Consider the following 14,438-nt stretch of genomic DNA (forward strand, 5'->3'; position numbering starts at 1 on the left):
TTTCCTAGCGTGGGAATATCCGGATGGTGATACGCCGGTTTTCTTCCTGATTGACCTGTATCGGGTTTCCCTGAGGATCACGATTAGGCACTTTTGGAATGGTGTCCGCAAAACCGGTTGCCCGCATCCGTTCCGACGCAATTCCAATACCGTTCAGATATCGCACGACGGCAGAGGCCCGCGCCGCTGACAGTTCCCAGTTCGACGGAAACCGTTCCGTGCTGATCGGGCTGTCATCTGTGTGCCCCTGAACATCCAGCCGGAATCTCTGATACCGTTCTTCAGTTAACATGCCGCCGATATCATCCAGAAAAGGCGGGGCTTCTGCTGTTAATTCGGCAGAGCCGGGCTTGAAGAAGGAACGACCGGCAAGATCCATATTGATCGAATCTGAATCGGCAGACACCGAGACCTGATCACTGACACTGTTGTTCTCGGCAACCGCTTTGACTTCCTCCCGGAATTCCCGTGTCGGGCTGGTTTCGCTGGTTTTTGTATTGATCTGCTTCTTGATACCTTCATTGATCTGCTCGAAAGCTTCCAGATCGACCTTCGAGATGGAGGTGGTCAGGACAAAGAAAGCCATAAGCAGAGTGATGGCATCGGCATAGGTCGTCAGCCAGTCTTCATCATTATCATCGCCATTACCGGGGTTCGTGAATCTGTTGTTCCCGGCCATCTCAGGATGCCTCGGTCCGGCTGACCTGCTGATCAATCTGGAAATGGATCGACGGGTCCAGATAGCTGTTCATGCGATCCTGAATGTAGCGGGGGCCCCGGCGGTCAGCCAACATGCTGAGACCTTCGGTTACCAGGAAATTCCGGAAGCGGCCAATTTCCTGGCGCTGCTGTATTTTTAGCGCGGCCGGCAGGAAAATGAGCCGGGAGAAAATCACACCATAAAGCGTGGTGATCAGGGCAATGGCGAGCCCCGGTCCGATGGCCGAGGGGTCCTGCATGTTATCCAGCATGATCACCAGTCCAATCAGGGTTCCGATCATGCCAAAGGCCGGACAGGTTGAAGCCATTGCTTTCAGAATATTTGCAGGCACCGTATTACGCTGGAATGTGGTCTCGACCGTATTCGTCATGTTTTCACGAACTTCCTCGCCCGAATATCCGCTGACGACGAGCTCAACACCGAAGGTCAGGAAAGAATCCTCCTGCCGAAGTTTACCGAGATCCTGTTCCAGTGCGATCAGGCCGTTGCGCTGGACCACATAGCCCCAGCGAATGATCCGGCCAATTTCTGACGTCAGGACATTGCGGGTGATTGCCGGTGCACGCAGGATTTGCCAGATCGCAACCAGCGAAAGCCAGACATATCGCGCTTCATAGGAGATAAACATGGCGGCCAGAGTGCCACCGATAACCAGCAGAAAACTCTGTAAGTTCAGGAAGATAAAAATATTGTCGGTACTGAGCAGAATGGCCACGATGAAAAGGCCAAAGCCGACGAATACGCCAATGATTGTCCCGAACGACATATAGATATTTTCCCCTCGCGAGAGTGGTCCCGACCGATCTCCCCAGACCGCGCAAGTATAGACAACCAACTCTGACGAAAGGGTAAACCCTAAGCTAGCGCTTTCAAAGCCTAGCGTTCACGAAAGGCTTCATGTCGCAGTTTCAGTACCGGCTTGACGAGATAATCGACAACCGACTTCGACCCGGTATGAATATCCACCGTTGCTTCCATCCCCGGCGTGATCGGGAAGTTGCCGGGAATATCACCAAGATAGGTTTTCTCTGTTTTCACGATAACTCTGAAGAAAGGGGTGCCATCCTCTTCCGTAGAAGAATCGGGCGCGACCTGAATAACAACCCCGTCAAGGCCGCCATATCGTGAATAATCATAGGTGCTGATCTTGACCGTCGCTTTCTGCCCGACCTCGACATAGCCACGGTCTACAGGACGCAGTTTAGCCTCAATAACGAGGGAATCACCTGTGGGTACGATCTCCATGATCGGATCTCCCGGACGCACAACACCGCCTATGGTGTTGAAACCGAGATTTTTGACCACCCCGTCAATCGGGCTCCGGATCTCTGTGCGCAGTTCCTGGGAGTCTGCCTGACGCATCAACTCCCGGTTACGTTCCAGTGACGCTTCAACCTTGCCCAGTTCCTCCTCTGCTTCCCGTCCGAATTTCAGGCGGACTTCCTCCAGCCGCTGGCGCGCTTCCGCGAGGGCGGATGTGGCCCGTGGAATAGAGGCCGTCAGGCTGTCCCGTTCGCCCTTCAGTGTTTCATACTCGCGAACGATGCCGAGATGTTCGAATTCCGAGATCAGGTTGTTCTTGCGCAAGCGCTGGGATTGCTCCAGCTGGCGCAGGGCGGACCTCGATGAGGCCTCCTTGCCGGTAAGCGTTGCCTGAATTTCCTCGATTTCAAGTTCCCGCTGTTCAATCTGGCGTTTCAGCACTTCGAGGGTCTGTGCAAGCTCGGCCTGACGGGCAAGGAAGGTCCGGCGTTCAGCAGAAACCATATCCGGCCGCCGGTCAGCCACATCCTGCGGGAAGACCAGGTCACTGCCGCTGGCTTCTGACGTCAGCCGGGCCTTGTTCAGCTCAAGCGCATCAATACGGACCTGAATTTCTTCCTTGTTGGCACCACCCAGAGCCAGATCCAGTTGCACCAGAGGATCACCAATCTTCACAACATCGCCTTCACGAACGAAAATTTCCTCAACAATGCCGCCTTCAAGATGCTGGATGGTCTTGATCTTGCCCTGCGGAACCACCTCTGCTGTCGCCACGGCAACTTCATCGAGCTGCGCCCAGGAAGCCCAGCCGACAAATGCTGCAAGCAATGCCATGATGCTCCAGGCAACCGGCCGGAAGGTTGGCAACGGATGTTCGTGAACAAGGTTATCAAGCGTCGTCATGATTATGTCATTCCGCTGACTGTGCCGCCGGGGCAGGGGGTGTTGCTGGTTTTGCAGGCTCCGACGCTGCAACCGAATTTGCTGTAGTCTGGGCCTTCTGTCGCTTAGAGCCGAACAGCCTCGGCAGCACTTCATGGGAGGGACCCGCCAGCGAGACCTTACCCTTGTCCAGGGCAATCACATTGTGACAGGCTGACAGCAGGATCGGGCTGTGGGTTACAACAAGCACCGTATGATCGCGGGCAAGGTTTGCCAGCGTCAGCTTGAATTCTTCTTCTGTCTGCCGGTCCAGACTGGCACTTGGTTCATCCAGCAACAGAACCGCCGGATTACCGACAAGCGCACGGGCAATCGCCAGTCGCTGCCGCTGACCACCCGATAATTGCGTCCCGGCTTCACCCACCTGCGTCCCGTAACCGTTTGGCAGATCAACGATGAAGTCATGCACCGAGGACAGTTTTGATGCTTCCAGAATGTCTTCGTCAGTCGCCCCCGGTCTGCCATGTGCGATATTCTCGCGAATGGTTCCCTGAAACAGCACGCATTCCTGAGGAACATAGCCAATCCATGTTGCCAGCTCACGACGGGTGAACTGGCTGATATCTGCGCCGTCCAGCAACACACGTCCTTCAGTCGGCTTGTAGAGCCCCTGAAGAATTTTCAGCAATGTGGTCTTGCCACATCCATTCCGACCGACGATCGCCGTCAGACCGCCCGGTTTTATACCCAGACGAATGCCGTCGACGATCGGGTTTTGCCCCTGCGGGTCATAGCTGAAAACAATATTTTCGAGGATCAGTTCGCCTGTCGGACGTTTGTGCGCAATTGGCGCTTCCTGCAGTTCTTCTTCTTCATGAAACAGTTCTCCCAGCCGCTGACCGGCCTGCTTGAACTGGGCAAAGGTCCGCCAGCTGCCAACAAGCTGGTTCAGCGGACCGAGCAGTCGCCCGGCCAGCATGTTTGTTGCGATCAGCGATCCCATTGTGATGTCCTGATTGATGATCGCGAGAGCTCCGACCGTCGTGAGGCCGACGGTCGTCAGCAAGGTCAGGGTCTGCCCCAGATTGACATAACGGTCATTCTTGCTGCCCCGTGACACCGACTGCTCAATGGTCTCTGCCTGACGCTCTTCCCAAAGCGGACGCATGGCATGATCGAGTGCCAGAGCCTTGATTGTTGTTCTGCCGCCAATCATCTCTGCGATCATCGCATCACGGCTCAGCCCGGCCTTTCGTTCTGCCTGATTGGCGTCATTCAGGGCAGCGGCTGAACGCCAGGCCAGAAGGCAGAAAAGCGGGACCGCCACCAGCAGAACCCAGGCAATCGGCCCGGCGATCACCATCACGAGACCAAGGAACATGAAGACAAAGGGCAGATCGGCAAGCAGCACAGCCGGCGCACCGGACAGAGTATTGCGCACCATCTCGACATCACGGAAGAGAGTTTGCCAGAACGCTGTCGGTCGTGATTCCAGCGACCGCATGGGCAGGGCCATGATCTTATTGAACAGCAGCCGGCCGACCTGAACATCCACCCGCAGGGCAATGGTCTGCATGATCCGGGCACGGGTTTGTTTCAGCAGGAAATCAAACAGCAGCACCAGTGCCATGCCCACAGCCAGTCCCTGCAGGGTGCTGAACCCCTGATGAAAGACAACACGGTCATAGACCTGAAGCACGAATACAGGCACTGCCAGTGCCAGAATGGTGACGAAAAAAGAGATCAGCAGGACTTCGCGGAATACACCCCGTACCGGTTTCAAGACCGGCTTCAGCCACGCCAGAGATTTGGTCGATTTTTCAGCCATTTACGCCACGCCTGTCATCCACTACCGGATAGTAGCAGGGCATCGGGTCCGCGTCATCCCGTGGCTTGAGGCTTGTTGGTCATTGTCCGCCGCTCTCGACGAAAATGTTGCTTGCGCCGAACCCGCTGACATTACCATTGAAGTCCGCGACCTTGGTCACGGTAAAGCCGGAACCTGAGCCATCTTCATCATAGTACAAGGCGTCATTACCTGTCGCACTGTCGAAGAAAATGAAGGTCGGTGTGCCGGACGTGCCGTCAAGCCCACCGGGCAGCACACTGGATGAGGCGAAGTTCACAGCACCAAGAATCGTTCCGCCAAGCAACCCGCCGAATGCACTACCGTCAAAGGACAGGGTGTCTTCTGTCGCCGAGAAATCCATGATCGTGTCGCCAAGCTCTGACGTGCCTGTGTAAAGAACCGTATCGTTTCCTGCCCCGAGATAAAGAATATCGCCCCCGGCACCGCCATCGAGCGTATCATTCCCCGCACCACCGAGCAGCGTGTCATTACCCGAGCCACCGAAAAGAGTATCTGCGCCGTCGCCGCCATGCAGGGTGTCATTACCGTTCGCGCCGGCCAGTTCGTCATTTCCGGCACCGCCAAACATCGCATCATTGCCTGATCCGCCAGCCATCACATCACTGGAAGAACCACTGACAATCAGTTCATTCGAGGGGCTGCCAGTCAGTCCGGTGAGAATGTTATAGACTGTCGAAAGCGCCCCAACATCAAGAGATTCAATGGGTTGACCGTTGTAATGATCTTTCAGGATGATGTTGGCCCCGCCATTGACGGTCAGCACCAGATCGTCGCCAATCCGCGATGCACTGTCAAAGGAGGTTGCTGCGCTGAGGACAACCCTGTCAGTGCCGCCGCTTTCTGTAATGCTGTCATTGCCGTCACCGGCTGCATAAAGATAGGTGTCACTGCCCGAACCACCATTCAGGGTATCGTTGCCCGCACCACCATCCAGCGTCGCGCCACCCGTACCGCTGTTCAGCGTATCATTGCCGGCGCCGCCCACGAGAGTATCTGAACTGCTGAGTCCGCCTGACGTGATGAGATCATCACCGCCTCCACCAAGCAGATAATTCGAAGATGAGCCGGTGAGGGTATCGCCATAATCAGAGCCGGTAACCTGCTCGATGCTGCTGAGGCTGTCATTACCCGCACCACCAGTTGCCTGCCCGGTATTCAGATTCACGGTAACACCTGCTGTCGCTGCACTGTAATCAGCCCGGTCCACGCCGCTGCCACCGATCAGCGTATCATTACCGCCAAGCCCGGCCAGAATATCGTTGCCACCGCTGCCATTGATAACATTACTGCCGGAATCACCGGTGAGAGTGTCTCCATAACCAGAGCCCTTGAGATTCTCGAACCCTGATATCGCATCTGTTCCGGCACCTGTAGCCACACCGGTCGTAAGATCGACTGTGACTGAACCGCTGGCATAGGTGTAATCGAGAGAATCATTCCCGTTTCCGCCAATAATGCTGTCATTCCCGATACCGGCAAAGGCCGTATCATTCCCGTCACTCAGGAAAATCAGGTTGTTCCCGCTATTGGCCGTTATCGTGTCATCCGTGGCGGACCCAACGATGAAGTTATCGCCAGAATCACCGGTTGTTCCGGTCAGAATACTATAGACCTTTGACAGAACAGCGTAGCTCAGGCTTTCCAGCGCACCGCCAGCCGCAAAATGATTCTTGATCGTCAGCTGGGCACCACTCTGCACAGAAATGACCAGATCGTTACCAGACCGGTAGGCATCACTGATTGACGACGCAGAATCGAGCAACAGACTATCCGTGCCGCCTGTATCTGTTATTGAATCGGTGCCGTCACCATTTGCATAAACGTAACTGTCATTTCCGGAACCACCTGCCAGCGTATCATTTCCGGCACCACCGGTAAGGGTATCTGCATTGGCACTGCCTGATATGGTGTCGTTGCCGGCACCACCAGTCAGCGTGTTGGTGCCAGAACCTGCGGAGATGACATCATCACCGGCACCGCCATCAATATAATTGTCATCATTACCGGCAAGGCTGCTGCCGGTCAGCGAATCATTGAAGGCAGAACCCGTCAGACGTTCAATGTCAGCAAACGGCGTTGTGATTGCATCAAGACCACCACCTGGCATCTGCATTGACGTATCACCGAGGTCGAAGGTTACCGCGGATGTTGCGTCAGAGAGGTCGAGATGGTCCTGTGATCCTGCACCACCGCTTACAGTGTCATAGCCGCTGCCCACTGTGAAAGTATCGTTACCGGCATCACCTGTCAGAGTGTCATTCCCGGCACCCCCATTGATTTTGTCATCGCCACCGCCACCGGCAATCCGGTTTGCGTTCGCATCTCCGGTCAGAGTATCGCCGTTTCCGGTTCCGGACAGATGTTCAAAGCCTGAAAAACTGTCGGTGCCGGCACCACTGGAAGTTCCCGTCGACAGGTTTGCCACAACCCCGCTGTTGCCACTGAAAATCAGGGTGTCTGAGCCGTCACCACCAAGCAGGCTGTCACTTCCGCTTCCGCCATCAACCGTATCGTCACCGGCGCCTGCATCAATGAAATCATTCCCGGCAAGACCGAAGAGAGTATCACCCCCAGCATTTCCAAGCAGGCTGTTCGCCGCCGAAGAGCCTGTAATGGTGTCACCACCCGAGCCCCCCGTAACATGCTCGATATTCTGCAGATCATCGCTGTCAGTTTCCGCGCTATAGGCGAAGCCGTCATCAAGGTCGACCGTCACGCCGCCGGTTACAGACGAATATTGCACCCAGTCCTGACCGGCGCCGCCATCATAGGTGTCATATCCGGCACCGGTACCGCCGATCAGTGTGTCGTCTCCCAGACCGCCATAGACCGTATCATCACCTGCATCACCGGACAGGGTGTCATCTCCGGCAAGTCCGAAAATCGTGTCACCGCCATCACCGCCAAAAATGGTGTCATCACCCAATCCGCCAACGAGCGTATTCGCGCCACTATCTCCGGAAATTGTTTGTCCGGGGACTATCCCGCTCCCTCCGCTGTCGCCGAAATCAATATCATTCCGGTCGTCTTCGTCGTCATCTGCTCCGGGGAGCGAAGATATGCCCCCGCCAAAACTGGCATCACCAAATCCGCTGCTGCCGCCGGGTTGAAAGACAGACTGAAAAACAGGGCCATCAGATGATGGGGGAGTAACCTCACTGGCCGCAAAACTGTCATCAGGGCCTGCGGCAATCTCAGGCCCGAACCCTTCACCATCAAGTTCACCGCCTTCGTCCGGAACTTCCGGACCCGCGACTTCTTCGCCGCCTTCTTCGGACTGGTTTTCACCTTCATCAGGATTATCACCAGAACCTTCTTCCTCTCCCGGCAGGTCAGGTCCGGCTTCTTCATTCTCTGAACCATTCTCCGGGCCGCCCGGTTGATTGCCTTGTGGTGGCGGGGGCAGGGCGCGAACAGCTTCCGAAAAACGCTGATTGAATTCGCCCACAGTCATGGAAAATGTTCCGGCAGGCGGCACGTTGATGCCCGTCACCTGCGTCGCATCGAACGGCGAATTCAGAACCTGAACACCGGCTGAGTTGAATACCGTGATTTCACCAATCGAGCCATCCGGCTCCGCAGTCAGCACGACGGTCAGCTGTTCACCTTCCGGCAAATCAATCGAACCTGCCGTTCCACGAATGCCAATGGTCGCAACAGGCGTCTTGATGGTCATTGCATCGACACCGGTTTTCGAGATGCTGCCGGATACGAATGAAAAAACACCCTGCACGAGAGAGAAGGTCGAACTGCCTGACTGGGTATCCGGATCATAGATCAGTTCATCCAGCACCATCCGGCCGTTCGCGCCGAGAGAAAACGTCGTCTCATCTATAAAAATGATGCCGATTGCACCGTTGTCACCGGTTTCCAGAACATCACCCTGAAAAACAGAATCGCCACTGACCGCCTCAATTCGGGTGCCATCTGCCCGGACAATGACCACGGACCCTTCCAGCGTTTCTATTTTCCCGATGGGCGTGGCAGTCGCATCCGTCACAGCGGCCTGCGCATACTGCCCAGGGGCCTGCGGGCCAGCCAGACGAGAGATCAGATCACCGTCAAAAGTGGCCCCGGTTTCCGTTATCAGGTCAGCAGGGGGGCTGGCTGAAAAATAGCCGGAGATCAGGGCTTCATCGCCATCTTTATCAACAATCAGAAGATCATCACCCTGACGGGTATAATCAGCACTGGACAGATTCATGCCGCGTGGCAGCAGAAGGCTCTCCGAACTGCCTGCATCAATATGAAGCGGGCCGAGTTTTCCCGGCTCCAGTCCTTCAAAACCTGTCTCGTTGACCCTTCTGGCCATGTCATCATCCCGATAAACTGCGAACACCTGCAGCATGAACATACAAAACAGGGAATAACGAAGCTTTACGCGATTGCCCTGTACCGAAACAAAACTGTCCCAGCATGCAACATACTGACAGAGCCCCCGGTAACATCAGTGACTGCCATCACACCGGCGGCACCTGCATCGACTGCTTTGTCAGCCGCCCGCCGCCGTGTAGTATCCATCAGAGAATCTGTGCGTACTGGGGGCTGGAATGAACGACGTCACAAACTCCGCAACTGATCCGGTTGCGGCGAAGCCGGAGAACACGAAACCAAGATGGTACAAGCGAATCAGCTTTCGCTGGTCTGACTGGTTTGGTGGCGGGCGCGGCGTAGCCCTGTTGTTGCTGGTATTGCTGATCTTCATCCGGGTCTTAGATCCTCAGGTTGTTGAGGTTTTGAGGCTTAAAACCTTCGATCTCTATCAGAATATGAAGCCAAGAGTCGTGCCGCCCCAACGACCCGTGGTCATCATCGATCTGGACGAAAAGAGCCTGTTCGATATCGGGCAGTGGCCCTGGGCGCGGACAACCGTTGCACAACTCATCGATAATTTGCGCGAATATGGCGTACCCGTGGTGGGATTCGATATCGTGTTCGCCGAACCTGACCGGATGAACCCGTCAAATCTGGCGGATACCCTAGCGGCGAATATCGACGCCAGTGGCGCGAAACTGGATCTGGAGCAACTTCAGCCGCTCTACGCACTGCCCTCAAACGACAAAATTCTCGCAGATGCCATCAGCAAGCTGGCCACCGTCGTCGGCCAGGGCGGGATCAATTACAAGGTTGAGGGCAAGGGTAATTATGAAGGCCGCAAGCCGTCCTTCGCCATACGTGGCGGCAAGGCTGATAAGTATCTCTACAAATTCGCAGATCTGACCCGAAATGTGGATGTACTCGACAGCGCAGCAACCGGCCACGGCGTGTTCTCGGTGAACCCTGAAATTGATGGCCTGATCCGTCGTATCCCTCTGGTTCTGAATGTGGATGGCGCACTTTATTCGGCGCTCTCCATGGAATTGCTGAGGGTCGCCACAGGCCAGAAGACCATGCTGCTGAATATTGATGAGCAGGCGGGCGGCATTCAGTCTCTGCAGGTCGGGCGTGCCTTCAATATCCCGACTGATATTCTGGGCCGGATCTTCGTCTATTATTCCCGTTATGACCGGGACAAATATGTTTCCGCGTCGTCTGTTCTCAACAAGACCGCAAAACGGGAAGACCTCGAAGGCAAGATTGCCATCATTGGTACGTCTGCTGTCGGCCTGCTTGATATCAAGGCGACACCGGTTGAACGACAGCTTCCGGGGGTTGAGGTTCATGCCAATGTGATCGAGTCCGTTATCAGCACATATGGCTATAATGTACCACAAATGCTGGAGCGGCCCTTCTACGCACAGGGTATTGAAGCCATCTTCATTATCGTTGTCGGGCTGGCCCTGATCATCCTGGTGCCGCGCATCGGCGCGCGCTGGACACTGATACTGCTGCTGGTTGTCGCAACATCGCTGTTCAGTGGCTCCTGGTATTTCTTCTCTCAGAAACTTCAGCTTTTCGACCCGGTCTATCCGACCCTGACTGCCGTCGTTCTGTATCTTTATCTCACTTACGCCTCCTATGCGCGGGAAGAGGCACAACGGCGACTGGTTCGTGGCCAGTTCAGCCGTTACATGTCGCCAAAGCTGGTTGAAGAACTCGCCAAAAATCCTGACAAACTGCGGCTTGGCGGGGAAATGCGTGATATGACTCTGCTGTTCTGCGACGTCCGCGGTTTCACGACCGTGTCCGAGCAGTTTACGGCAGAAGGTCTGACCCAGCTGATCAACCGCTTTCTGACACCGATGACCGATATCATCGTCGACCGGGAAGGGACCATCGACAAGTATATGGGCGACTGCATCATGGCCTTCTGGAATGCCCCGCTGGATGATCCGGAACATGCCCATAATGCCGCAGACAGCGCGCTGACCATGATGGAGCGGCTTGATTCACTGAATGAGGAACTGCGTCTCTGGGCAGAAGAAGAAGGGCGCAAACATGTGCCGCTGAACGTCGGTATCGGCCTCAACTCCGGTATCGCCTGCGTCGGAAATATGGGCTCGGAACAGCGGTTCGATTATTCTGTTCTCGGTGACACCGTGAATACGGCCGCCCGTCTTGAGGGGCAGTCGAAAACCTATGGCGTTGATATTGTCATCGGTGAGGAAACCAAGAAGGGTGCCGTCGGCTATGCCACCCTGGAACTTGATCTCATTCAGGTTAAAGGGAAAACCGAAGCTGTTCGTATTTTCGGCCTGATGGGCAAACCTGATGTCGCAACCGCTGACTGGTTCCTAAAGCTGAAGGAGAAGCACGAGGCCCTGATTGAGGCCTATCGCGGACAGCGCTGGGATGAAGCCATCGCACTTGGCAAGGAATGCCGCCAGATCCGCGGCGAGCTTCATATCGATGGCTTCTACGACCTGATCGACGAACGGGTGGAGGTCTTCCGGGAAGCTCCGCCACCTGCCGACTGGGATGGCGTCTTTATCGCCACCTCGAAGTAACCCTGTTGCGGATAAAAAAAGACCCGGTAGTGATACCGGGTCTTTTCCGTTGAGGGGGAGGGTACCGTTCAGCGTCTTCGGCTGATGGCACCGGCGATCATCGTCACAACGAACAGAACAATCGCAATGACAAAGAGTATCTGGGCAAAATCGATCGACACTGCCGCAATGCCGCCAAAACCGAACAGGGCAGCGACCAGTGCGATCACCAGAAAAGTAAGTGCCCAACCAAACATGTCATTTCTCCTTAGTCAGTGGCGTCTTCGACAGCCCGCTTGGTGTCGTTGATCGTTTCATTGACGTTGTCCGCAAGGTCATCATCATTGTCACAAGCGGCGAGAAGCGACGTCATCGCAAACAGGGCTGCAAAAACCATGGCTGTATATTTTTTCATGATCTGGCTCCTATGCTGTTGATCATGAGACGTAAACGACCGGCTTTTGATCTGGTTCCCGTTAAACTGAACTATTCTCCAAAACAGTATCAGTCGGCGGTGCAACAGCATCCATTTGCTTCAGGCAGTCATGGATACGTTCACGCAGCTCTCCCTCGGCCAGACGTTTGTCTGCGACATCGATAAACGGCATGAACGCCCATATGCGGAATATCAGCGCTTCGGTATCTCCATCACGCAGGATCACTTTCGGGGAGGGCTGGTCGACAAACTCCCGTACTTCATGAGCGCAGCCAATCAGGGCTTCCCGTAACTCGGACACCGGCCGGTTTGCCGCTGTTCTGATCTCCAGTTCGACCCGACCAAGCTTGTCCTTGAAAGAACGGTTCAGTACGGCCCCTGAAATGATTGATGAGTTCGGTACCAGAACGGAAGCACGCTCAGCGGTTTCAAGTTCTGTAGCCCGAAAGCTGATGCGCCTGACTTTTCCTTCAAAATCTCCGATACGAACCCAGTCTCCGACTTTGATCGGGCGTTCCAGAAGCAGCAAGATCCCGGATACGAAATTTCCGACAATCGCCTGTATCCCGAAACCAAGACCAACGGACAGGGCACCGGCAACAATGGCCAGATTTCCGAGATCAATGCCGAGTGTCATGAGGAAGACCAGCACACCAACGGCAAAGCCGGTATAACCGATCAGTGATTTGATCGCGCTGCGCCCTGAAAGCGGCAGGTCGATGCTGTCGAAAAGACGACGTTCCAGCAGGGTTTGTAAGCCACGACTGATCGCCAGAACCACCAGCAAGGCAATCAGGGCATAGAAGATGCTGATGAAGTGGAGCTCGAATTCACCGAATTCGATTCCCTCCATACGACCATCAAACCAGAGCCATATCTGGCTGGGCTCAACACCCCAGGCCAGGATGATCAGGCCGCCAATGAACAGAAAGGCAAACAGTGTCATCACTGTCGATACCCAGAACTGCAGATGACGTTCTGTCCGTGCCGGCACCCGGTTTCCCAGGCGCAACGCAATCCCCGGACGCAGCCAGCGTCGCACCAGATGACTTGCGGTTGTCTCGAAAGTCGATGTCATGAAGGCGAGGGTCGCAAGCCCCATGACAGACCCGACCAGCCCGATCAGTAACCAGTCAGCAACATCCCGGTAACCGCTGATGTAAAGCACCGGAAAGGCCAGTGTCATGGCAATCCCGGCTATTTCCGACGGACCGATAAGGCGTTTCCAGCCGGTCCGCCTCGACAACCTGCGCTCCCGCAATGTCTTTCGGATACGACCTTCATTGCGGGATTGCTGCATCGAGCGAACCAGCAACAGCAGCAGGGCCGTTACGGCGGCCAGCCCGATGATTCCCCGGGCGATCTCCGTCAGTTCATTGGCCACCGGTGTCGGGTCACCAAGCAATGCCAGAATCATTTGCAGGTTCAGGGTGGTAAAGGTAACCCACATTGCCTGCCTGTCTGGTTCGGTCGTCAGGGAAAGCGCATCAGTTTCATCAACAATCCATCGATATAATGTCCCGATTGTCAGGCCGATGAGGGCTGACAGGGCCACCATCACCGAAGCACCGGCCATGGGATCATATGCACCAGCATTCTGACTGAGATACAGATGCCCGCCAGCGATGAATGCGGTCAGAAACAGCAGGCTCCATATCCGTGGCGCACGCCCGCTCGGGGACGTCACTTTTGCCTGGCGCAAAATACCGGCAAAAAGCCCGCTTACCCCGGCAAGCAGGGCAATCACACGCCACCACCAGGACAATTCCTTCTGATCCGTTCCGTCAGACTTCAAAGCCTGCAGTAACAGGTCCCAGTGTGTAGCGCCGAAAATAACCGGCTCCGGATTCATGAACTCGACAATCCGCCGGTCGACTGTTTCCGTCTGTAACTTCGCCGTCAGCACCTCAATCTCGGCCAGAACCAGCTCTGCCTGTTTCATATCACCTTCAAGCCGGGTCACCCGGTCATTCAGGCGGGTCCGCTGTTCCCGGACATCTGCAGATTCCGTCTCTTTATCTTCAGGAGGAGGGCCGAGCGCATCAAGCTTCAGCATTTCTGCCGACAGGGTAGCCTTGCGTTCCCCGATAAGAGTCCGGGCGAGAGCCTGCAACTTTGTCATTCTTTCGCGCAGGCGCGTGACATCTTCTGCATTGCCCGGCCAGTCGATCTGCCGCTCAACGGCGGCAAGTTCATGAAACAGGCTTCGCGTAGAAACCTCTTCGTCTGCTCTGGAAGGCTGATGCAGGGTAACCAGAACTAGAAAAAACAGGCTGAGAAGGCGCAGCATTACAGGCATGCGCGACGAAGAGTGGCTGGCAGAAACGGCAGTCGACACGGATAAAGTCCATTCACCACAGAAAAAATGCGGGATTGTTGTCAGTGATCCAGCATCAACGT

9 protein-coding genes are annotated in these 14,438 nt (G+C 55.3%); 1 reads left to right on the forward strand and 8 read right to left on the reverse strand.

The annotated features are described in order from the left end of the window. Positions 1 to 4 precede the first annotated feature (4 nt). The 5 genes from GH722_15755 to GH722_15775 form a co-directional block, all read right to left on the reverse strand. Positions 5 to 679 (reverse strand): OmpA family protein, encoded by a 675-nt coding sequence (locus tag GH722_15755; GenBank protein ID MRG73224.1) that lies wholly within the window; start codon positions 677 to 679, stop codon positions 5 to 7. A gap of 1 nt (position 680) precedes the next feature. After that, positions 681 to 1,487, reverse strand: a complete 807-nt coding sequence (locus tag GH722_15760) for a flagellar motor protein MotA (protein ID MRG73225.1) — start codon at positions 1,485 to 1,487, stop codon at positions 681 to 683. Positions 1,488 to 1,597: 110 nt separating this feature from the next. Next, positions 1,598 to 3,022 (reverse strand): HlyD family type I secretion periplasmic adaptor subunit, encoded by a 1,425-nt coding sequence (locus GH722_15765; GenBank protein MRG73226.1) that lies wholly within the window; start codon positions 3,020 to 3,022, stop codon positions 1,598 to 1,600. After that, positions 2,895 to 4,694: an ATP-binding cassette domain-containing protein gene (locus tag GH722_15770; protein ID MRG73227.1), complete on the reverse strand. Its 1,800-nt coding sequence runs from the start codon at positions 4,692 to 4,694 to the stop codon at positions 2,895 to 2,897. The genes GH722_15765 and GH722_15770 overlap by 128 nt, the downstream gene beginning before the upstream one ends. 79 nt (positions 4,695 to 4,773) lie before the next feature. Continuing rightward, positions 4,774 to 9,090, reverse strand: coding sequence for a hypothetical protein (locus GH722_15775; GenBank protein ID MRG73228.1), 4,317 nt, complete (start codon positions 9,088 to 9,090; stop codon positions 4,774 to 4,776). 196 nt (positions 9,091 to 9,286) lie between these two features. Between GH722_15775 and GH722_15780 the strand changes: the two genes are divergently transcribed. Beyond that, positions 9,287 to 11,623: a CHASE2 domain-containing protein gene (locus GH722_15780; protein ID MRG73229.1), complete on the forward strand. Its 2,337-nt coding sequence runs from the start codon at positions 9,287 to 9,289 to the stop codon at positions 11,621 to 11,623. Positions 11,624 to 11,691: 68 nt separating this feature from the next. Here GH722_15780 and GH722_15785 read toward each other — a convergent pair whose 3' ends face one another. The 3 genes from GH722_15785 to GH722_15795 all read right to left on the reverse strand — a co-directional run bounded on the left by GH722_15785 (position 11,692) and on the right by GH722_15795 (position 14,376). Beyond that, positions 11,692 to 11,859, reverse strand: coding sequence for a DUF1328 domain-containing protein (locus tag GH722_15785; GenBank protein MRG73230.1), 168 nt, complete (start codon positions 11,857 to 11,859; stop codon positions 11,692 to 11,694). 11 nt (positions 11,860 to 11,870) lie between these two features. Then, a complete protein-coding gene (locus tag GH722_15790; protein MRG73231.1) occupies positions 11,871 to 12,017 on the reverse strand; it encodes a hypothetical protein in 147 nt (48 codons plus the stop codon). 61 nt (positions 12,018 to 12,078) lie between these two features. Next, entirely contained in the window at positions 12,079 to 14,376 is a 2,298-nt protein-coding gene (locus GH722_15795; protein MRG73232.1) for a mechanosensitive ion channel, read from the reverse strand. Positions 14,377 to 14,438: the final 62 nt, after the last annotated feature.

The sequence above is a fragment of the Alphaproteobacteria bacterium HT1-32 genome, from assembly GCA_009649675.1.
In the GTDB taxonomy this organism is placed as follows: Bacteria; Pseudomonadota; Alphaproteobacteria; order Rhodospirillales; family HT1-32; genus HT1-32.